25 protein-coding genes are annotated in these 20170 nt (G+C 41.4%); 15 read left to right on the top strand and 10 right to left on the bottom strand.

Going from position 1 to position 20170, the window contains the following annotated elements; all coding sequences use genetic code 11:
- Positions 1-36 precede the first annotated feature (36 nt).
- The 7 genes from BLR32_RS34060 to BLR32_RS16665 form a co-directional block, all read right to left on the bottom strand.
- On the bottom strand, positions 37-186 hold the full coding sequence (locus tag BLR32_RS34060; RefSeq protein WP_176842311.1) for a hypothetical protein: 150 nt from the start codon (positions 184-186) through the stop codon (positions 37-39).
- 155 nt (positions 187-341) lie between these two features.
- Entirely contained in the window at positions 342-1547 is a 1206-nt protein-coding gene (locus BLR32_RS16640) for an alpha/beta hydrolase-fold protein (RefSeq protein WP_176842312.1), read from the bottom strand.
- Between the two features lie 170 nt (positions 1548-1717).
- Positions 1718-2710: a hypothetical protein gene (locus BLR32_RS16645; protein ID WP_089833726.1), complete on the bottom strand. Its 993-nt coding sequence runs from the start codon at positions 2708-2710 to the stop codon at positions 1718-1720.
- A 268-nt stretch (positions 2711-2978) separates the two neighbouring features.
- Positions 2979-3491 (bottom strand): OsmC family protein, encoded by a 513-nt coding sequence (locus BLR32_RS16650; RefSeq protein WP_089833728.1) that lies wholly within the window; start codon positions 3489-3491, stop codon positions 2979-2981.
- Positions 3492-3609: 118 nt separating this feature from the next.
- On the bottom strand, positions 3610-4140 hold the full coding sequence (locus tag BLR32_RS16655) for a carboxymuconolactone decarboxylase family protein (protein WP_089833730.1): 531 nt from the start codon (positions 4138-4140) through the stop codon (positions 3610-3612).
- A 91-nt stretch (positions 4141-4231) separates the two neighbouring features.
- The gene (locus tag BLR32_RS16660; RefSeq protein ID WP_089833732.1) at positions 4232-4525 is read right to left on the bottom strand and encodes a GNAT family N-acetyltransferase; all 294 of its coding nucleotides are present in this window, start codon (positions 4523-4525) and stop codon (positions 4232-4234) included.
- A gap of 68 nt (positions 4526-4593) precedes the next feature.
- The gene (locus BLR32_RS16665; RefSeq protein ID WP_089833734.1) at positions 4594-4947 is read right to left on the bottom strand and encodes a hypothetical protein; all 354 of its coding nucleotides are present in this window, start codon (positions 4945-4947) and stop codon (positions 4594-4596) included.
- 442 nt (positions 4948-5389) lie between these two features.
- Here BLR32_RS16665 and BLR32_RS16670 point away from each other — a divergent pair, with 442 nt between their 5' ends.
- The gene (locus tag BLR32_RS16670; RefSeq protein ID WP_089833735.1) at positions 5390-5809 is read left to right on the top strand and encodes a YybH family protein; all 420 of its coding nucleotides are present in this window, start codon (positions 5390-5392) and stop codon (positions 5807-5809) included.
- Between the two features lie 113 nt (positions 5810-5922).
- Here the strand turns inward: BLR32_RS16670 and pdxR are convergent, their stop codons facing one another.
- Positions 5923-7446: a MocR-like pyridoxine biosynthesis transcription factor PdxR gene (gene pdxR / locus BLR32_RS16675; RefSeq protein ID WP_089833738.1), complete on the bottom strand. Its 1524-nt coding sequence runs from the start codon at positions 7444-7446 to the stop codon at positions 5923-5925.
- A 151-nt stretch (positions 7447-7597) separates the two neighbouring features.
- On the opposite strand from pdxR, the gene BLR32_RS16680 reads away from it, so the two are divergent.
- On the top strand, positions 7598-8515 hold the full coding sequence (locus BLR32_RS16680) for an NADP-dependent oxidoreductase (RefSeq protein ID WP_089833739.1): 918 nt from the start codon (positions 7598-7600) through the stop codon (positions 8513-8515).
- Between the two features lie 212 nt (positions 8516-8727).
- The gene (locus BLR32_RS16685) at positions 8728-9597 is read left to right on the top strand and encodes an AraC family transcriptional regulator (RefSeq protein WP_176842313.1); all 870 of its coding nucleotides are present in this window, start codon (positions 8728-8730) and stop codon (positions 9595-9597) included.
- A gap of 83 nt (positions 9598-9680) precedes the next feature.
- Here the strand turns inward: BLR32_RS16685 and BLR32_RS16690 are convergent, their stop codons facing one another.
- Both BLR32_RS16690 and BLR32_RS34065 read right to left on the bottom strand, forming a co-directional pair.
- Positions 9681-10271, bottom strand: coding sequence for a Crp/Fnr family transcriptional regulator (locus BLR32_RS16690; protein WP_089833743.1), 591 nt, complete (start codon positions 10269-10271; stop codon positions 9681-9683).
- Positions 10272-10714: 443 nt separating this feature from the next.
- Complete coding sequence (locus BLR32_RS34065) at positions 10715-10864, bottom strand: hypothetical protein (RefSeq protein WP_176842314.1); 150 nt, start codon at positions 10862-10864, stop codon at positions 10715-10717.
- Positions 10865-10940: 76 nt separating this feature from the next.
- Here BLR32_RS34065 and BLR32_RS16695 point away from each other — a divergent pair, with 76 nt between their 5' ends.
- The 12 genes from BLR32_RS16695 to BLR32_RS16760 all read left to right on the top strand — a co-directional run bounded on the left by BLR32_RS16695 (position 10941) and on the right by BLR32_RS16760 (position 20036).
- On the top strand, positions 10941-11852 hold the full coding sequence (locus BLR32_RS16695) for a hypothetical protein (protein WP_089833746.1): 912 nt from the start codon (positions 10941-10943) through the stop codon (positions 11850-11852).
- Between the two features lie 44 nt (positions 11853-11896).
- Positions 11897-12685 carry a hypothetical protein gene (locus BLR32_RS16700; protein WP_089833748.1) on the top strand — a complete coding sequence of 263 codons (789 nt, stop codon included), beginning with the start codon at positions 11897-11899 and terminating at the stop codon, positions 12683-12685.
- A complete protein-coding gene (locus BLR32_RS16705) occupies positions 12672-13289 on the top strand; it encodes a P-loop NTPase family protein (RefSeq protein WP_143011498.1) in 618 nt (205 codons plus the stop codon). Before BLR32_RS16700 ends, BLR32_RS16705 begins: the two co-directional genes overlap by 14 nt.
- Before the next feature lie 126 nt (positions 13290-13415).
- A complete protein-coding gene (locus BLR32_RS16710; protein WP_089833752.1) occupies positions 13416-13709 on the top strand; it encodes a hypothetical protein in 294 nt (97 codons plus the stop codon).
- A 680-nt stretch (positions 13710-14389) separates the two neighbouring features.
- Positions 14390-14710: a LytR/AlgR family response regulator transcription factor gene (locus tag BLR32_RS16720; RefSeq protein WP_089833756.1), complete on the top strand. Its 321-nt coding sequence runs from the start codon at positions 14390-14392 to the stop codon at positions 14708-14710.
- A 221-nt stretch (positions 14711-14931) separates the two neighbouring features.
- On the top strand, positions 14932-15501 hold the full coding sequence (locus BLR32_RS16725) for a hypothetical protein (RefSeq protein ID WP_089833758.1): 570 nt from the start codon (positions 14932-14934) through the stop codon (positions 15499-15501).
- A 63-nt stretch (positions 15502-15564) separates the two neighbouring features.
- A complete protein-coding gene (locus tag BLR32_RS16730; protein ID WP_089833760.1) occupies positions 15565-15927 on the top strand; it encodes a hypothetical protein in 363 nt (120 codons plus the stop codon).
- A gap of 281 nt (positions 15928-16208) precedes the next feature.
- Positions 16209-16394, top strand: a complete 186-nt coding sequence (locus BLR32_RS16735) for a hypothetical protein (protein WP_089833762.1) — start codon at positions 16209-16211, stop codon at positions 16392-16394.
- A gap of 99 nt (positions 16395-16493) precedes the next feature.
- Positions 16494-16808, top strand: coding sequence for a hypothetical protein (locus BLR32_RS16740; RefSeq protein WP_089833764.1), 315 nt, complete (start codon positions 16494-16496; stop codon positions 16806-16808).
- 417 nt (positions 16809-17225) lie between these two features.
- On the top strand, positions 17226-17855 hold the full coding sequence (locus BLR32_RS16745) for a hypothetical protein (RefSeq protein WP_143011499.1): 630 nt from the start codon (positions 17226-17228) through the stop codon (positions 17853-17855).
- Between the two features lie 99 nt (positions 17856-17954).
- On the top strand, positions 17955-18767 hold the full coding sequence (locus BLR32_RS16750; protein ID WP_089833768.1) for a hypothetical protein: 813 nt from the start codon (positions 17955-17957) through the stop codon (positions 18765-18767).
- 609 nt (positions 18768-19376) lie between these two features.
- Complete coding sequence (locus BLR32_RS16760) at positions 19377-20036, top strand: SMI1/KNR4 family protein (RefSeq protein WP_089833771.1); 660 nt, start codon at positions 19377-19379, stop codon at positions 20034-20036.
- Positions 20037-20170: the final 134 nt, after the last annotated feature.

Below are 20170 nucleotides of genomic sequence, written 5' to 3' on the forward strand. Positions count from 1 at the left end.
ATTCAGATCAATAGCTGGCGTGTTAAAATACCTTGTTTACTGCCAGGCCATGAAGCCTTCGTACGCAAAATAAAGGAGTGCAATGTAAACGCTGTATTTAATAAGTTTTTTGGTTATCTTATAACTTTTAAGCGCTACAGGATTGTAATTTGATTTTTCAAATGCCTTTTTTGTTCCGAGTTCCATTTTAGCTTGTTTTAGGTGAGCAACTATTTTCTCTTACAAATGTTATTGATAACTGGCTATCATCATTAATGTTCGCAGCTATTATAATGCAAATGTACAGGTACTCTCCCAAGGGAAATTGTAAGAAAACGAAAGGAACGATTAGCAGATGACAATTATTCATTCAATAATTTCTCCAATTTCTCTCTGGACTCCGGAATTTCTTTCAACGCCAACGCTTTTTTGAAAGCGTCTATAGCTTTAGTTTTGTTGCCAGTTTGAAGATACAAATCACCAAGTGAATCATAACAGTTAGCACTTTTCGGATTGTTCGCAATATTGAGCTTAAATAAGGTTTCTGCCTTGGCAAGCTGCTTAGCGTTCATCATTTTGTATCCAAGATTGTTAACCTGATTCTCATCTGGTTTAATCACATAACCCATCTGTTCAGAAACGTTTTTGTAATGGGCAACCAGAAAGGAATCTGGTTTAAAACCAGGGTTGTTTAAATCACTATTGTAGATTTCAAGCTTATAGAAATCAAAGATGAACCGAAGCGCATCATATTCTCCTATTAACCTTACGGAAGGATGGTTATCATTTTCATAATACTTGTATTTGAAACGCAATTGGTTTGCCTTATTTTTATTAAGATCTTTAATCAGCGCTAAATTGCAACGGATAAGTTCCGTAGCATTGCTTGTATCTTTTTGAACACGGAACGTATCTACTCCTTTTTCCATCCGATTGGCCATGGCAATGAACAATGTTTTCCCTTTATAATTCCGGGTAGGCAAGATCGCTTTTGCTTCTTTTACTGTTATTTGATCATTCCACCACAAAGCTCCGTCAAGAGAAACATAAGAATTAAATAAATTCGGATTATGCAGAAAGGTATTCATGACCGTCAGGCCTCCCAGAGAATGACCAATAAATGTTTTATACGTTGTGGTGGGATAAGTGGAATCGATATGAGGAATAAGTTCTTTTTCGATAAACGACATGAATTTTTCACCATTGCCAACAACGCCAGGCAGTTCCTCATCAGTACCGCGTGTTAAGTCAGTCAGCCTGTTTGGGTGTAGTATTCCAACCACAATCATGGGCGGACAAAGCCCTGATTCGGTCATATGTTCGGTAATACTTACAACGGTGTTGAAATTTTCACTTCCGTCCAATAAATAAATTACAGGATAGTTCCCCCTGTCTTTAATTTTATTTCCCCCGTTGCTGTTAGGAATATGTATCCAAACTTTGCGCTCTTGTCCCAGGATCTTTGAATGAACAGTTTCTTCGAACCCAGTAGTGAAGGCGTTAGTTTCCTGCGCATTGACATAAAAAGAAATTAATAAGAAGGTAATAGAACAGACAAATGATTTCATTAAGTTGTTTAGGCTAAAAGTGGATAAAGTGCGTGTCATTTTATGGTTTCGATATTTATATATAAATAGACACATATTTTTTTACAAATGCAAATTTTATAGTCGATCAAAATATGGCTCAATAGGAATTAGGAGGTTCCTCCGGTCCTCTTTCCTGACATTTTCTGTACTCATAGTTTCAATGAAAGGCTGTTGCCGGCGAAAGTCAATTCACGTAGATACTTGTATTCTCCCTCTTCCTGCGGAATAACACATTGCTTCCAAAAGTGATCATCATCCAGTGTGCAGGAAGATTGAAGGTACCTGGGATTATCCCAATAAGTAACAGTTTTTAATTGGTTAATGACAGATTCTGGATCATAAAAGCTGGCAATGCCAACGGGAAAGTATTCCCACTCGTAAATGTTTCCTTCTTCCGGCATATATAAGAGATATCTGATGGTATAGTCGTTTTCTGACAGCCCCTTAGCTCCCGTCACAAGTAGGACGAGACGTTTGTTTGCCGGGAATATACTGGAAAAATGTTCGGTTCCATACATACCTACGATGCTATCATATTTATAGGGATAGTATATCCTCAATTTTTCTGCTAATGGTTGTAATACGGCAAGTTCCAGATAATACCTGAATGCCTGGTTTAGCTTTTCCTTTTTAGTTTGTTTAACATCGGCGACCAGCCAGGGTGCCATCGAAAATTCTAACATTTGAACATTTACGCGGGATGGCGAAAATGATTGGTATGGTAAATAAACAGTATTACTGAAAACATCAGCAGGGAAAACACTATCTTTTGCCAGTTCTTCATCCGCGGTAACGAAGAATATCAGCGATGATATAAAGTGCCATTCGTCTTCATAAAAGGCACCATGAAAACTGATACTGTAAGCGTTGCATTCAGCAGGCTGTAAGCCAGCTCCTGGCGGTAGTGCATGCCATCCTTGCTGTTCTGAAGCTCCTGATGGTTTACTGATAATAGAATATCCACTGTTAAAGTGCGACATTAAAAATTGCAGATCATCAGCTGCAGGAAAATCAGTTACAAATGTAGCGGCGAAAAATTTATCCTTTTGCGGGTTAAATAATCCGTTACAATAGCCCTTTAATAGGGTATTAGTTACTCTGGGATATAATAGTTCCCACACTTCGTCAAGCTGAGTATTCATAGCATCGGGCACGTTTTAGATAAGTAATAAACGGTATGAATATAAGTGATAATATTCTAACCTGTCTCAAATCTCCCAATATAGTAGTAGTAGTAGTAGTAGTAGTAGTAGTAGTAGTAGTAGTAGTAGTAGTAGTAATTGTTTATTTACTGTCTGAATCGTTTTCAATCTTAGATCCCGGATCACCCTCTTCAATTTCGCAATAATTCTATGTAGCAGGGCTGGAGGTTACCATGTCAATTGTGCAAGTGGTGCTTGCACAATTGACCTACTGAGCTGTATATTTCTCATTGGCATCTGTAGCTGCTTCATCCGGTGGAGGATAATTTCCCATACCTGCTGATACAGTTGGATCGTCAGACAACCGTGTATCAATATTGATTTCTCCTTCCAGCAACTTTGCAACCGGACAATTTTTTGCAATCCAGAGAAGTCGTTCCTTTTGCGCATCGCTCACTGGCTGGCCGAAGGAAAGTGTCCTTAGAATTGAAGTTTTGAATGGCTCTGTTTGTTGGATCATATTCACTGAGCAATGTATGTCTGTAATATTCCATCCTTTCTTTTTGATGTACATACGCAGTGTAGTCAATGTACAACCCACCAATCCGGAAAGAACAGTTGAAAAAGGATCGGGGCCAAGATCTTTACCGCCATTGAATGGAGGTTCATCGAGAACAAGACGACCTGCCCGCCAGTTAACAATAACCTCCTGACGGTCTTTAATGAGATCGCCTGTAATGTCTTTTGGGAACAGTCGTAGTGTTTGTTTTTTACGTATCATAATCTTTACATTTTAACCTGAACATAAAATTGTTAAGTCTTCAAAAAATCAGTTCATGTCCTCTCTGCCGGCGTCCCGGGTGTCAGCCAATTATAGCATTGAAAATTCTCTTCTGATTTTATGCTATTACGTGTGGAAAATCGATAGGAACATTTGTAATTGCATACAACAGGTTAAGCGTGGTGATGTTGCCGACTGCAAGTACCACATCGATCAGGTGTCCCTGATCATATCCTGCCTCGTAGAAGTCTAAAAGAATGGCTCCGGAAATATGTCCTTTAGTGAGTGCTATGTTATGTGCCAATGCTGCGATGGCTTTCAAGGATTTATCAAACTGAATGTCGTTAGCGCGTATGTCCAGTATTTGCTCTTTGTTGAAACCAATGCGTTCGGCTACTGCACTATGAAAGCTGAGGCAATATGAACATTGATTTACCTGACTCACAACTAAGTTTACTACTTCGCGTTCGCGATAGTTCAATGAGTTGTCCTGCGTGAGGTAATTGAAGTAGTTTTCAAGACCATTTTCGCTGCTGGTGAAGGCCACGAAAATATTTGGAACCCTGCCAAACTTGTCCTTCAGCGCTTCGAAGATTATTTTGTTCTTTTCCGAAACGTTTTGTTCGTCCGGCATTAAAAAATTGTTCATAAAAATTATCAATTGAAAAAGTGTTTTCTTACGAAAGGATTCCTGACCCTTAGATTCGACTTTACATCATTGTTGAAGCCGATGATGTTAGTTACCGTATAGCCCGAATATCTCCATATGTCTCCGGGAATTTGTTAAACATCATCGCTACAAAACCACATTCCGGGATTATTTTCAGACTATTTTCGCGGGCATAATCAACTACTGCATTTACTAATTTCCTTCCATACCCGTTTTTTCGTTGCATAAGACCAACGCTTGTGTATCCTGCTTTTAATATGCCGGGGGTAATTTGAACCGCCATTCTTCCGACTTCTTTTCCATCTACATGTAGCGAGAAAAAAGAGATACCTATCTCTCCTTCGTGTATTTCAATCTTTTCCATTTTATATATATTCCCGTATCAATATTGCTTAGATACTGATGCCGTATTTGGTATTATGGTATGTTGTATTACCCTTTAAAATATGCCTCTTCTACAACCTGGCCGTTTGCCCATAAAGAACGAACTATCTCATGCAGGTAGACATTGCTCCCGTCCTTCATATCTAAATCCAGAATGTATTCAGAAAAGGAGGTATTATCATAAGACGCCGATCGTAGAAGCGTAATCTCGTTCACCTTCTGAATGGACGCTACAAAGTCTGTTAGCTTCTTCATAGCCGCTTGCTTTCCTTTGGTTATTCTGCCATCAAATTCGATGGTCTGGATATTGGGTGCATAGTACTTTTCTGCAGCTTCAATAAGTTGATCAGCTGCTACCATTCGATTCAGGTCTTGTGATAATTCCAGAAGATTCTTTTCCATTGTAGTTTTTTTAAAATGCGAATAATGTTTGTGTCGAAATGATTTGATACCGTTGAATTGACAAAAATTGAAAATAGCTGAATCATGGAGTGTGACATTTGTCAAAGAATAGAATGTTAATCCTTCGTAAGGCCGATAAATTCTGGTGATTTGAAGTGCGGATACTAAGAACGCCGTCAACTGATGGAAACAATTTTATGAGTCAGGATCCTGGACTTATAACCTTAACTTTTTCCTTTTTTGTGACTTATGTCAATTAAATACCTGGAATTCCAGGCGTCTTTTGTAGTAGAAAAGGTTACCTGCTTTTAACCTGCCTGCAAGTTGGAGAGCAGCAAGAGCATCAAATAGATATTATATAGTTTGTTGTTAAAATTGCATAGGAGACAGATGCACTCTTACAGAGATCATCAAATTTTCTATAACGCTAAATACGAAACAGATGAAATCTGAAACTGAAGAAATGAGATTTCCGCTCCCTACGGAACCTGAAGGTGTTATACCCTCACTTATTGAGCGATTTAACTCCAGGAAGGTCAGCGCGATGATGGAATTGCACGATCCGCATTCCGTGTTTGTGGAAAACGACGGTCGAACATTAACTGACAGGGGGGCGATCGCTGCCCGGTTTGAGCGCGATCTCAAGCTAGGACTGCCACTGGAGGCAACCGTGCGTCACGTATTTGTCGCAGACAATATCGCCCAGATAGTGGTGGATTGGTCTATTGATGGTGTAGGTCCGGACGGCAAACAGATCCACCTCGCAGGCTCGGCATGCGATATCGTGCGACGAGGAGCAGATGGATACTGGCGATACATTATCGACAATAATCAGGGAACGGCAGTGCGAGAATCCGCCTGATGATTTAAAGTATGGCGGCTCCAGGTGATGGAGCCGCTTTTCAGTTCTACAGCAAAGACTAATGTAGTGGACTACTTAAGTGCTTTTGGGGGCTATGGCCTGTTTTTAGCCTGTTATTTTGCTTTCAATGAAGTGAGCGCCTGTTTCCATATATCAATTGCACCGGCCATTTCTGTTTCATTTAAAGAACTGTAGCCAATACGTATGTAATCGTTTGGCGGTGTGCTATCAGGCTGAAAGAAATAATTACTGCCATCACTAATCTTTAATCCCAACTTTTCAGCATTCAGGGCAACTGCTTTGGCACTTATGTTCTTTCCGTAAGTTGCCCAGATGGCCAATCCTCCATTCGGCTTGTCAAACGTAAGATATTCTCCCAGTTGCTCGCGAAGCAAGCGGCAAGTGTTTTCCAGGCGCTCTTGATAAACTTTGTGCGACTTTTTGATGTGTCTCGAAATGTCACCAGCACTCAGCAATTCAGCAGTCGCCTCTTCCAGCAACTGTTCGCCTTGTCTGTCTATTAATTTACGAATGGCAGCCGCTTCATTTATGACTACTTCTGGCGCCACCATAAACCCGATTCGAACACCTGGCGCGATGCTTTTGCAAAAGGATCCTACATAAATGATATGTCCGTCAGTGTCCAGACTTGCCAAAGGTAAGAGAGGACTACTGGAAAAATGATAATCAAAATCATAATCGTCTTCAAGCAATGCAAACCGGTATTTGCGAGCCAGGTTTAAAAGTCGCATACGCCGTTCCGCACTTAAAGTAACAGTGGTTGGGCGGTGGTGATGAGGGATAATATAGATCATCTTGGGCGCCTTCTTCTTACACAACTGCTCAATCATGTCCAGATCCATACCCTCTTTATCTACCGGGATAAATGTCAGATTTGCTCCTGCCAGCTTAAAGGTTTGATTTGCATCTTTATAACCTGGTTCCGGTACAAATACACTGTCGCCGGGACGGATGAGTAACTGTGTCGCTAAATATATAGCCATCTGCGTCCCTTTGGTTATCAATATTTCTTTTTCAGTGATCTGCAAGCCTCTGGTCCTGTTTAGGAAATCAGCAAGCTCGACCCTGAGGCGATAGGAACCATGTTCCGGACCGTACGTAAGAAATTGATTTGCTAAACGGCCCTTTCCAAATCTTCTGTACTCTCGCACCAGCTCCTCAATAGGTGCAATTCTGGGATCAGGAAAACCATCATCAATTTTATACAGCAGCGCTGGCATTCCTGAGACATTGTTTTGTGCACTTTGATCTGTGCTCGTTGCTACATCAGAAGATCGATTTATTAGTGGATAAGCCGGTTGCCGGCTTCGTATCAATTTTGGACTTTGTTGGTTAATTGCGCGCGCTGAAGTATTTGGCAGGTGCCTCGATACATACACGCCGCTTCTTTCTCTTGTTTCCACCCAGCCCTGTGCATCCAATTCCTCGTAAGTAGTTACTACTGTTTTACGATTGAGTTGCAGGCTCAGTGCAAGCTCGCGTGAGGGCGGAAGAGCCTGCCCTGGTTTCAAAATGCCATGACATATTAACTGGATGATCTGAGATTCTAATTGCCGGTATAGAGGGCTATGCTCATCGCATTTTTTAAATGAAATTTCAAGCAATTTTTTAATCATAACTGGACCCGTATGTATTTGAAAATTGGCCCCATAAAGTAACTGAATTTCGCTCTAATTTTAAACCAGAATAACAATATCAACAGTACAATGTTAATTATTAAATCATGCTGCAAATAATGCTATACAGCAATAAAAAAGGAGGTGTGTTATGAAGGCAATTATTGTAACTGACCAGGCTGCAGGGATAGGCGGAATGAAACTGGTGGAACATCCTGAGCCGCAACCAGCGATAAACGATGTCATTGTGCAGGTGCATGCGTCATGTATCACAGGAGATGAATTGTCCTGGGGCGCGACCTGGACCGATCGCACGGAGCGTGACCGGACTCCATCGATCCCCGGCCACGAACTGGCCGGGGTGGTCACTGCGCTCGGTTATGGTACAACGGGGTTGTCTGTGGGACAGCGGGTATTCGGTCTTACAGACTGGTACCGAAATGGTGCCCTGGCGGAGTATGTAGCTGTCGAAGCACGCAATCTTGCGCCGCTATCGGCAGATGTTGACTTCTCGGTGGGCGCCGCCTTAGTGATGCCAGGCCTGACTGCGTGGCAGGGGTTGTTCGATCACGGGCGTCTTCGTGCGGGGCAGCGCGTCCTCGTGCATGGTGCGGCCGGCGTAGTCGGTTCAATGGCAACGCAGCTCGCGCGTGAAGCCGGCGCTTATGTCATCGGTACCGGACGCGCTGGTGGTCGCCAGACAGCGCTCGACTTCGGCGCACACGAGTTCGTTGATCTTGAGAATGATACTTTGGAAGACGTAGGTCCGGTCGATCTTGTTTTCGATGTCCTCGGTGGCGACATCGTAACGCGTTCTGCCGGCTTGATCCGGTCCGGAGGAATATTGGTAACCATCGCCGGTCCGACCGAGGCCCGGCCTGCAAACGGATCGACAATCGACTTTGTTGTCGAAGCAAATCCCGGTCAATTAACTGAGATGATTCAGCGTGTGCGCGAAGGACGCCTGCGGACGCATATCGGCAATATATCTAACCTCAACGATGCCGTTGCGACTTTCAATTCGACAAACCGCGTTAGCGGAAAGACGATCATCCGTGTTCGTCCTTAAAGTCCGAACGTTGCAGAACACACCTTTTGTCGATCATCATTACTATCTCGTTTAAACAAATTAAAAATGGTGGAGTATGTACACTCTGTTTGAGATGGACATATTCCATCCTTTCTGTATTGCCAGTATAGATCATCTTTCGAATTACCAAGAATAGATGAAAAGCGTACAAAGCTGCGCGATGTAATGGCACCGGAATGAAATTATTGATAATGAATGAACAATTAAAAATAGAACTGATAAATCCTCAAACAAATGTATTGGCGTTTAAGCTAATACAGCTTAATAATGATGACTATTTTAAAAGTCTGAAGAGCTTTAACTGCTATAAGATCATCTTAATTAAGAAAGGAAAAGGTCAGTTGACCTTTGATACAGCTACGTATGATTTCTCAGAGAATTGCTTAATTAGATTTCCCATCTATCAACCTTTTCAAATCGATGCGGATGGTCCGATTGATGGAATATTATTACAGTTCCATCCCGATTTTTTTTGGAACCATAAATACGATATGGAATTAACAAGTAAGCAGGTACTGTTTAAGAGCATCGGTGAAATTCCCTTGATAAAGATCAGCGATGAGGAGATGGCACAACTGCTGCATCCGCTGGATAATCTTCTTTCGGAGCTTAATGATAACCGCTTGGGTCGATATGATATTGGGATCTCCTGGGTGAAAATATTTATGATCTATGCCTCGCGGATAAAGGAGGAAAGAGGTGTCATTCGTTCGAAGGCGCTGTCAGAGGTGTATCATCTCACAAGGGAATTGATCAATGCAGTTGAAGTACACTTTCACTACAGGCACCGGCCGGCAGACTATGCAAAATTATTGAACGTTAATATCAAGACCTTGAATCGTATGGCGAAGCAGCATTTGGGGAAGACTGTTGGCGACATCATTTCGGATCGCATAATAACACAAGCGAAGCATGAACTGTATTTAAGCGACAAACCAATCAAACAAATTGCCTTTGACCTTGGCTTTCATGATGTGGCCTATTTCAGCCGATTCTTTAAGACACAGACTGCTACGTCTCCTGAGATGTATCGTAAATCATTAAGGAGCGACGCTTTATAATCAGTCGCCCGCAATTTTTTCAAAGCAATCGCCCCCTGTACATTTGGGATTTGACCATCTCCCCGAAACACGACCTGCAGCACTTATACATCAATCATATTACTGCGTATCCTGGCTAGCGTTTCCCTTTTTATGCCGAGATAGGAAGCGATCACAAACATTGGAAGGCGATGATGCAATTGTGGAAAGCACCGGATAAATTGCCTGTATCTTTCTTCTGCCTGATGGCTGAGCATCATATATATTCTGTCCCTGCTTGCACGGCATTCATTGATGATGACCTTAGTGTGTAGTGTGTCGAAATTAGGTATCTCTTTCAAGAGTGTGTTGAAGCTATCCGTTGAGAGCTGTATAATAGTACTATCCTCCAGCGCATCAATAAATTCATTTGAAGGGGCACCTGTCGCAAGACTTACATGGTCGCTTACCCAATGATCGGCCGGTGAAAGGCTAAAGATATGTTCGTTGCCATTGTTGTCGATCCGATATGATCGAAGACATCCGCTGCATACAAGTGTATGAAACCTACATACACTTCCTTCACGTAGCAAGTATTGCTTCTTCTTAAGTCGCTTGGGTATTGCCAGCGATTTAATCATTGCAATCTCCTTATCTGAAAATAAGCCGTAGGTTCTGATGTGATTTTCGAAATACTCAAATGTTCTCTCAGACATTAATTAGGGATATCTGATTAGCTTAAGTAAAAGAGTCCCATATCCACTGTATCGTCGTTCCCAAAGCCGCTATCAATGTCTTGCTCATTGCCTGTTTGCATAAAGTTGTACTAGGTGCATTTCCGATAGTGAAGTTAACAAATGTGGCAGGACCGGTAAATGGACAAAAGGGACATTCTGTTGTGAAGTCGGTCTATCCACCTATCTATATTTCATCTGTAAACGATTTAAGATATATTATAAATAAATCGTATTTCTTGTAAAAAAATATTCAGCGTTTGATTAATGATATTGGCAAACTCCCTAAATTGCATTTCGTTATAATTTCAATAACTCCAATTTCAAGTCGAAAATTATGTATTCAAAACTCGCTTTAAATAGGCCGTTGACCGATCTGGTCGACTTACCTGATCTCTCAGGTCTGAATTCCATTTATGCTTTTGTTAATACCTCCTCCTCTCTGCCAGCGCTACTACCTCTACTATCCCTACTATCTCTACCAGTCCTACTATAATTCCCCAGGACTCATTATCCCATCTTTCATGGCTTTTTAACGACTTCTTACCATAAAATAATTCAACGCATGTATGCATGTGCGCAAAAAAAAATTGCGTCCTGCTTTGCCTGCATTGAACCTGTAATTATTTTTTAACCAGTAAATTTAATGACATGATGATGTTGAATCATCTCACATTCCTCATTAACGAGGATATTCCAAAGCAATTGAGAAAATCGCACATTCTCAATCCGAAATTTATCAGCCAGGTAATGTTTGGTCGATGTCCCAAGCTTGAATATCTCGAACGGGAGTTCCTGGCATCCCTCAAAAATTCAACAAAGGAGGAAACCATTCGTATCGCTGTAAAGTCCTGTCAGTATGGCATTGTGCCGCTGTTGGATAAATTGATACAATGGCTTCCAGACATTGAAGTAAGGCAGATGGACATCCTTGACCCTGATCCTGAAGGGAAATATTTATTTAAGTTTCTTCACAAGCTACTGTTTGATTTGTACTCCTACCTGGAGAAGAATTTCTATCAGTATATGGACGATGAGTACAAAATGCCGGATTACAACAAGCATTTGTTTCGCGAGTTCATTATGCAATCCTTAGTAACGGTAAAGAGTTCGCCTCAATTCCGTTCTCTCGACAGCCGACTGCAACGTATCGTAATTGCTCCACTGGAAAGGTCAATTTCATTAGCAAATAGTGATTATCTCACGCACGGTAATCGCGACTATGTTGAGAAGTTGGCTAATCAGTTACTGGGGTTTGTGAAGAAAGGTAATGACAATGTCTGGCGGCTTTACAACCGGCTGCAGTACATTGATTTCAACAGTGCGGATTATGTCCGGTACTTAATGTCCCAGTTTAGAGCAGAAATTGCTCCCATTGCCGATAACAAGAGAAGGTATTTATGGCTTATCGAACGACGAAAGAAGATTGCTCACCAGCTGGTTGAAAATGGAACCTCTTTCCGGATCGGCCAGAAATCGCTGAAAGCGGTGCTCGACGAATGGCTGAAATGGGAGATATATCACGCAAAGAGAATGTTGGAACTTGAAATGATCAGTAAATAGTATTGTTAACCACCGTTTATTAAAAACTCAAATAACCAAAGCATATGAATAACCAGTATACTAATATTAATTTCATCCGCCACCTCAACGCATTCTACACACTTGTCCACGAGCACGAGCGACTACGTGCAAACGATATTAGCCTCTATATGGCATTGTTTCAGTTATGGAATCTGGAGCATTTTCCGGTATCCTTGATGGTTGACAGGAATTTAGTAGTGCGGCTCAGCAAGATAGGTTCGCTTCGTACCTACATGCAATGTGTGAAACGGCTGCATGACTTTGGTTTCCTTACTTATGAGCCGTCTGAACGGCCTTTTTCACGCTGCATGATAAAAATGGTGCCGTTGGAAAAAAGTGCGCCACATAAGTATACCAAAAATGCTCCACATATGCGAAGCAAAAATGACACACATATGTGGAGTAATAAAGATCCTGTTGAGGGATGCAATTCTGACCCACATACGGGAGCGATTTTGCCCCACTTTAATAATAATAAACAAATAAACAATTTTATAAACGAGAGTAAAACAGCGCGCTCGCAAAAAAAAAGTAAAGATAAAATCATAGTGCCGGTGGCGCCGGAATTAGAAGAGATATGTACGTATTTCCGTTCTGCGGCGCAATCAGACAAGGAAGCCGAGCTGTTTTATTTTCATTACAAAGCCATCGGCTGGACTATGAGCGGTACGCCAATCCTCGATTGGAAGGCCGCCGCGGAAAAATGGATCAGCCGCATTCCTTCATTAAAAAATAATATTAATGCACATACAATATCAACAACCGGAGGGCTCCGATCAACAAAAGACAAACGTTACGATGAGCCCATTTGATTACCACTACATGCTGCAGCAGGTAGAAGAGAAGGGCCGGGACCTGTACCGCCGGGATTTTGTGATCGATGATATCGACCGGCCCGTTATAATGAAACTGATCGCTTATTTTCTCCGTGATGGAGAAGTTGCAGCAAAAGAGAAACTCGACCTGCATAAGGGGCTGCTTTTGACTGGTCCGGTGGGCTGTGGCAAAACATCCATCATGCGCATCCTGTCAAATTTCAGTCTGCCCGACCACCGTCCGTTTCTTAAGTCGTCTATAGAGATAAGTCTTGAGTTTGCGGACCTGGGTAGTGACGTAATTCTGAAATATAGCAGAAGAGCATTCAATCCTTACAGGCGAATGCCGCATGTTCATTGTTTCGATGATCTTGGCCTTGAACCCCTGGTAAACTATTGGGGAAATAAGATCAATCTCATGTCGCAGGTCCTCTTCACCAGGTATAATCTGATGCATTCTCATGGGATGATCACACATATCATCACACGATTGAATGCCGCAGAACTGGGCGCGATATATGGTGATCACGTGCGTAGTCGCATGCGCGAGATGTTTAACCTGATTGCTTTTCAGCCGGATTCGCGCGATAAAAGAAAGTAGTCGTAGTTTTTATAACTACAGAAACAACGGCCCGGGTAATCTTGCCTGGCCTTTATCTAATTAAAGGGAAAATTGCGTAAAAGCCGCAATCCTGTTTTGGTTAATTTTAAAAGAAAATATTTACTTATGGCAAGAACAAAAAACGTCTTATTGACCGGTGTCAAGGTTAGTAAGACCGTATTAGACAATCAATTTGTCGTTAAAACACGAATGGGTCGGACGCTTCTGACCAAGTATCCTGATATGAGCCATGTGGTTCCATCGGCATTGCAACTGGAGGAAAAATCCAGATTTGCAGCGGCTGTGAAGTATGCCAGGGCGATTGTTAATGATCCGGTACGGAAGGCGACTTATAAAGCGCATCCGGGAAGTACGGTATATCACAGCGCAATTAAGGACTATCTAAAAAAAAGATCGTAATGCAGCAAGCGCCCTGTTGCTTACGATCTTTTTTTGCCCCTGATTTGTATTAACCCTTTTGTTGCTTGCTCTAAGTAACCTTCGTGTGATCTGACATTGTTGAATGATGTCTGCTTCTTTCTCTCTGTTTCTGTAATATTCTTGTGTAAAGCTTATTTGACGCATCTGTAAAGCTAATGCTGAACATCTACTATGAACTGTAAAGTTTTTCTGTACTGATTTAGATACCTCTTAGATACCGCTTTAATACCGCTAATCCTGCGTTGATCCTACGTTCATGAACGTAAGATTAACGCAGGATTAGCGGTATTAAAGCGGTATCTAAGAGGAGAAAAAGTGTTTGAAGCACGTAAACCGAGACTGTGATTTTGTGTAGAATTTGGGGAAAAAGTGTATGTCAAAAATATCAATAAGTTGTTGCTTGCGAATAAATTTGTAAAGGAATATGTATGTATACCCAAGCGATAAACGTACTTAAAAATCAAAATAAATTTATACGTTATGAATTACTTAAGAAATATTGGATTCGAAATAAAAACCATTGCAGGTTCATTAACTAGTCAATATCTACTATTCTACTTATCTGTGCTATATACGCTACGTGTCCTGACAGGCCTACGTCTATACGCATCTTCAGTTTCTTATTACACTCATTTGACAACATTTAATTTTAATAATATATGGAACAACCATTCCTCATACTTGCAAAGGATACGACCAGGGAAATGATCGAAAGAGAGTCGATCGTTTACGTGACCGTTTTAGATAAATATATTCAAATTAAGCTTACTGATAGCCGCACCCTTAGGGTAAGAACCAGCCTGCGGCAGTTCGAGAAACACCTTCCCAGCGAACTTTTTCTCCGCATACACAAAAGATACATCGTCTGCATCCGTCATATTAAGTTTGTAGATATGGATGTCACTATGAAGACCGGCGATGTATTGCCCATTAGTAAGGAGTTTAAGGACGCCTTTTTAAGCCATTTCTGCATCTTTTAATAAGGTTCATGAATATACGGAACCCACGTTTTGGCGTCCTATGGACACGTTTTGGCGCCCTATGGACATCGCCGGAAATGCCTTAGATAATCGTGCTAATATTGTGTCAGCAATCACGATCAACGGGGCTGCGCCTAAAGCAGGAGAGGGGCGCCTCCTGTTTGACCTGGTGATCACGATTGTGATTAAACAACATTTTTTAATCACTAAAACTTATCACTATGGCATTTGTAAAAACAAACATCTTCACGAGAGGAGCATCCGGCACTGTCGGAGATATGATGAACTTTCGTGTAAGAAAAGGAAAAACGGTAATTGCCGTTAAACGCGGTCCCAGTAGTAAACCGCCAACTGAAGCGCAGCAGGAAACAAACGAGCGATTTATAATTGCATCGCTGTTTGCACAGGATGCAATGAAAGATCCTGCGACTAAGGCGCTGTATCAGAAAGCAGCAAAAGGTGGTCAGACCGCATATAACGTAGCCTTGAGGGATGCAATGAATCCCCCTGTCATTGATGGTTTAGACATCAGTGGCTATAAAGGAACAGCGGGTGACCTGATCGCTGTCAAGGCAAGAGACGTCATTACCCCGGCATCGGTAAAAGTTGCCATCTTCTCGCAGGCTGGCGCTGTATTAGAGCAGGGAGATGCTGTCATCAATACAAGAGACAGACGTTTCTGGATTTATACGGTAACTACCACCAATGCGGCACTGACCGGTACCAGGGTAGTCGCTATCGCGACGGATTTGCCGGGTAATAAAGCCGAGGAAACAGTCACGATTTCTTAAACGCGTAACCAGCGCCCCGGTCATTAGCCGGGGCGCTTTTTTTTGACATTAAAGCTATGGGATATGAAATTTTTTAAGCGTTTATTCATGTCATCAACAGACGGAACACCGGACTTAAAACAACAGCCAGTCGCAGATGAAAAGTCTGCTGACAGGTTTCCGGATATCAGAATGGTAATCACTGACTGTTATAGAGGGGCTATCAACGACGTAATCTATATGATTATAAGAAATGTTGATCATGTGATGGTCGGCATTTTATCAGCCGAGGGAAAGGAAGTGGAAAAAGGGCCTGCGATGAATAGTAGTGGGGTTTGGAGCTACCGGACGGGTGTTGCGAATCCTGGATTTTCAGGTGGAAGGGTTGTTGTGAGAGCCGGGAATATACGAGGAGATCAGATAGAGGTAAGGGTTGCCGTTGTTTGATGTTTTTAAGGGATGGTGCTTAATGTCCAGGGTAAGTTCCAGACGTTTTTGATATAAGAGTTCTTTGATAATGTCCGTCGTCTGGTTTCAAATAGAGGCAATTCTTCTTATTCCTGAGACGAAAAAATACCAAGTAGTTGGTATTTTTTATTTTATTGCAATTCCCCACCTTTACTGAGAGATATATTCTGCTATAAGGCATACGACTTTCAGAAAAACGCCATCGATTACAATAACCCCCAATCGGACAATATAATTAATCTTCCCAAAAGTATTGTACAATGAAAAAATTGCTGTTATCTTCTTTGTTATTTTTACTTACCCTCGCTGGTTGGGGTAAGGATCCACAACGTCTCGCCCTGTTACCGCTAAAATTAATAGGAGAGGGTCTCAGTGAAGGAGGACAACTGGCCAGTTTCTGTATTGTGAATCCCAACACTTTCAGTGATAGATATGATCACTATTAACTTGTTCCCGATTTTGTTGTCGGAAGACACGAAAACGGCGCCGGAAGGACGAGCGATGACCGAATAAAATCTCATTGTCATCTCATAAACCGCAATGCAATGGCGCAGGAATGTTTTCAGTTTTTTCAATATCTTATTGACGTACTTAGAGGTGAAGAGAGTTGGGTAATATTACCTGTCTTTGTTGTTGGTACGGCTGTCTTATATGGAGTAAGAAAGTGGAGCGAGAACCGTCCTGGTTATTTCGAAACCACTCCTAAGAACCCATTTCTTAAGGTTATACAAACAGTTATAGGAACAACTATGGTTGTAATCGCAATTGTTATAGGACTTGCCTGGGTTGGGGTGGTATTGGCAATTATTAATATGATTATCCGTCTTATTACAAACTTCATTGAAGCACTCAGAAGTTAAGCCTAACTGTTCCGTCCCTCTAATCTGGAAATGCCGTATGAATCGAGAAGTTCACGTACTGTTCTGTGAGAAACGCGGGGTGAAATCCTCCTTGCTTACTCGACCTTGAAGATGCCACTATTAATCTATGATTTAGATAGTGTCATTTTGATCTGATTTTCTTCATTAACACAGTGTTAACTTCTCAACAAAGAATATGCTCTAAAAGAGTTCGCACAGCAATTTAATCGGGCTGGAATAAATATTCATCATCCCATTCATGGCAGTTGGTGGGTTAGCCTTGCTCACCAACAAAAAGCAGCGCTGTTCAATTCATACTGGAGTAATTTTTTTAGTAGATATCCTAACGCTACGAGAGCTCAGATCCTATCGGAAATGGACAGAATTAAAACTATATTTGGACTATAAAACATGGATATGCAACGGTTTTATCAGATCACATACGCATTTTTAAGTGGCGGACTTGTTGTTAACAGTGAGTTCGCAACTGATCCCTATAAATTTATGCGTGGCGAGCAGGAGGTTCAAACACCCGTGCTGGTAAATAGAAGCGGCGGGCATAAATTATACGACGTGATACATGGAAGCGCTGTAGGGGTATTGCTGTTTCATAATCGATTCTTTAAAGCATTGCGAGCGGAGAGGGTTACGGGTTTTGATTCGTTACCTGCTTCTATTATGGTGAGAGACAAAACTGTTGATGATTACTCATTTCTGGTCGTTAAAGGACGTGCCTACGGTATAGATGACTACAAAGGTGAGGTGATAGATAAAGGACCAATAGTTCCGGGAGGAGCATCTGTGGTTGTAAAAAGAGGTTTATACTTCGATGAGGGCACCTGGGATGGGTCGGATATATTTTTATTGGATGAAACACTTTTTATTATTGTTACTGAAAAGGTAATGAATATTATAAAAAATCTTGCGATCACGAATTTAACGTGTACAGACACTGAAATGGTTGAAAGCGATATTCATCATAATGCCCTCGATCGTCCGGAATTGTTGCAATATTACATGGGTCAATTAAAAAGTAAGCCTCGATAGATTTCATATTTTATTTTGTACGGCAGGTTTCTTCGCATTACTATGATGCAGTGAGGCGAGAAAGCCCTGCCTTACTTCAAAACCTTACCGAGAGACTGTATGAGACTGGAAGTATCTTTTACCCTGGGAACTTTCGATGATGCAGGCGATGCCTTCTCCCTGGCCACCAGCTATTTAAAGAAACCTTTGACGGTAATACAGGCACCTATTTCTTTTCCCAATGGTGTATGGATAGGTCATTACAGTGACATGCAAAAAACGCTCACCGCCGACGGAGATCATTGGTTCTCCTTACACAGTGGTGAGCGGATAAGTGACCTTCATGATATAACTTCCGTGAATGGCATATCTTATTGGAGCGATAAAGCTTTTGCTACGGAGCTTATAGCGATGGAAATATTGGACGATTCATTCCTGGATCTGGATGCTTTTATTAAAGCAGCAGCCATCCGTAAGTTCAACTTTGGGATGATGTATGATTCGCGGAAAGCATGCTGGCAACGGGAGCAGTTTGTGTCTACTTTCCATAAATATGGGAAGAGTCTTGAGGGAAGGAAGTTAATTTCCCATCCTTACTGGACAGATAAAGTGGGGTTGACTGTTGATATTAGAAATAATCCTGGAAGGCATATTCAAACGCATAATATGCGGCTGATGGCTGCACCGGAAATGTGGTTCGGGCCTGGTGCATGGGGTTATTTTGAAGAAAGCGATGTCTTGGATTTTGATATTGCACTTGAAAAAGAATACGTGGCCCCTGGAACGATCCATATAAAGTTATTTGATATCAATGAGTATGACTATGAAGCTTTCCATATACTTGATTTACAATGGGAATTTAGGCAATGCACGAAGATGGATGAAATTGAAGAGAAGTTGAATGATCAGCTTCCGTTTTCAATTGTTTATTGAAGCTATCTTAGGTACTACTGTCCACCGATATCAGAGCCCATGTGTGACGAGTTTCACATTTTGACCTTTAACATGCGTTTGTTTGCAGCTCCAGAGATGTGGTGTGGTGCGGGCGCATGGCAATACTTTCGTTTAGACGATCTATTATCATGCACTGTAATTGAAAAAAGCAATAAAATATCGGAGACCTTGTTGTACGTTAAATTGTTTGATGCTGACACTGAAGATTACGAGCACGAAGACATCCTGCATCTTCAAAGGAAATTCAGGAGCTGTAGCAAAATGGATGATGTTGAGCGGTTATTGAATAGTAAATTACCTTTCAAACGGTATTATTAGACATCGAGCGCCTGTTTTCATACTATCGCAGGAGTGATCTATATTACTCCTTTTGCTTATTGACACCTTTAATGTTACTAAATAGGATGTTCAGCAACTGTTCAGAAAAGGTCGAACGGATCCAAAAACAACGCTTTATCCAAACCTGACTCATTATGAATATAGACCGATATGCAAATAACTCCAATTTTAAAGAAACTCGAACAACTTTTTAATGATCAGTAATCAGTTGTCTATCCGCTCTTACTTACCCACAATAAAGAATAAATAATGAGCAATCACTTTCAATATTTCCTAAATCAAAAGTTCGATAAGTGGTCTTCCCCTGAAATTAGTGAAGATACACTAAGTATCTGTAAGCAATGGATTAAAGATGTAGATTATTTTGACTTTCTCTCTTATACAGGAAATGGCGGATTCTTTTGGGGACAGTCCCTTCAAATTTACGATATCAGCGATAAAGACAGCTTTAATAACATCTTGTCCGTAAATGCATCACTTGTCAAAGAATATGGTGATCTTTTCAAAGACTTATTTTCTTTTGCTCAGGATATTTTTGGCGATCAGTTTGTATTTGACAGAAGCAAAGCTGAATTTGCACGTTTTGCTGCTGAATCTGGAGAGCGGGAGACTATGGGAAAAACGTTTTCTGAGTGGCTGAACATTTTTGCAGCAGATTGGGACTACAATTCCGGGAATGGTTATGAAGAACAATGGAAGGCAGAGCGGGACCTCCCAATTGATCATCGTTTAATCGCCAATGTACCTTTTGTTGCCGGTGGAGAATTTGCCCTAAGTAACATTATGTCTATAGCGTATCCGAGGCACCACTATCATAATGCTAGTATTGCAAAGCAGCTTGTGGGCGTCCCGAATGGTACAAAAGTAAAAATTGTTGTGAAGAAAAATAAAGACAATCGTTTTATTTAGAGGGTAACAAAGAGGCATATTTGTTACTTCTTTCATTGATCGGCAGTTTCCATAGAACTGTTCAGTATTTCATGATGAACTATGACGTCGCATTCTTTTTATATAGCATATTAAAGTATAAATCATGGTCTGAT

The sequence above is a fragment of the Chitinophaga filiformis genome (assembly GCF_900102545.1).
Lineage (GTDB): Bacteria > Bacteroidota > Bacteroidia > Chitinophagales > Chitinophagaceae > Chitinophaga > Chitinophaga filiformis.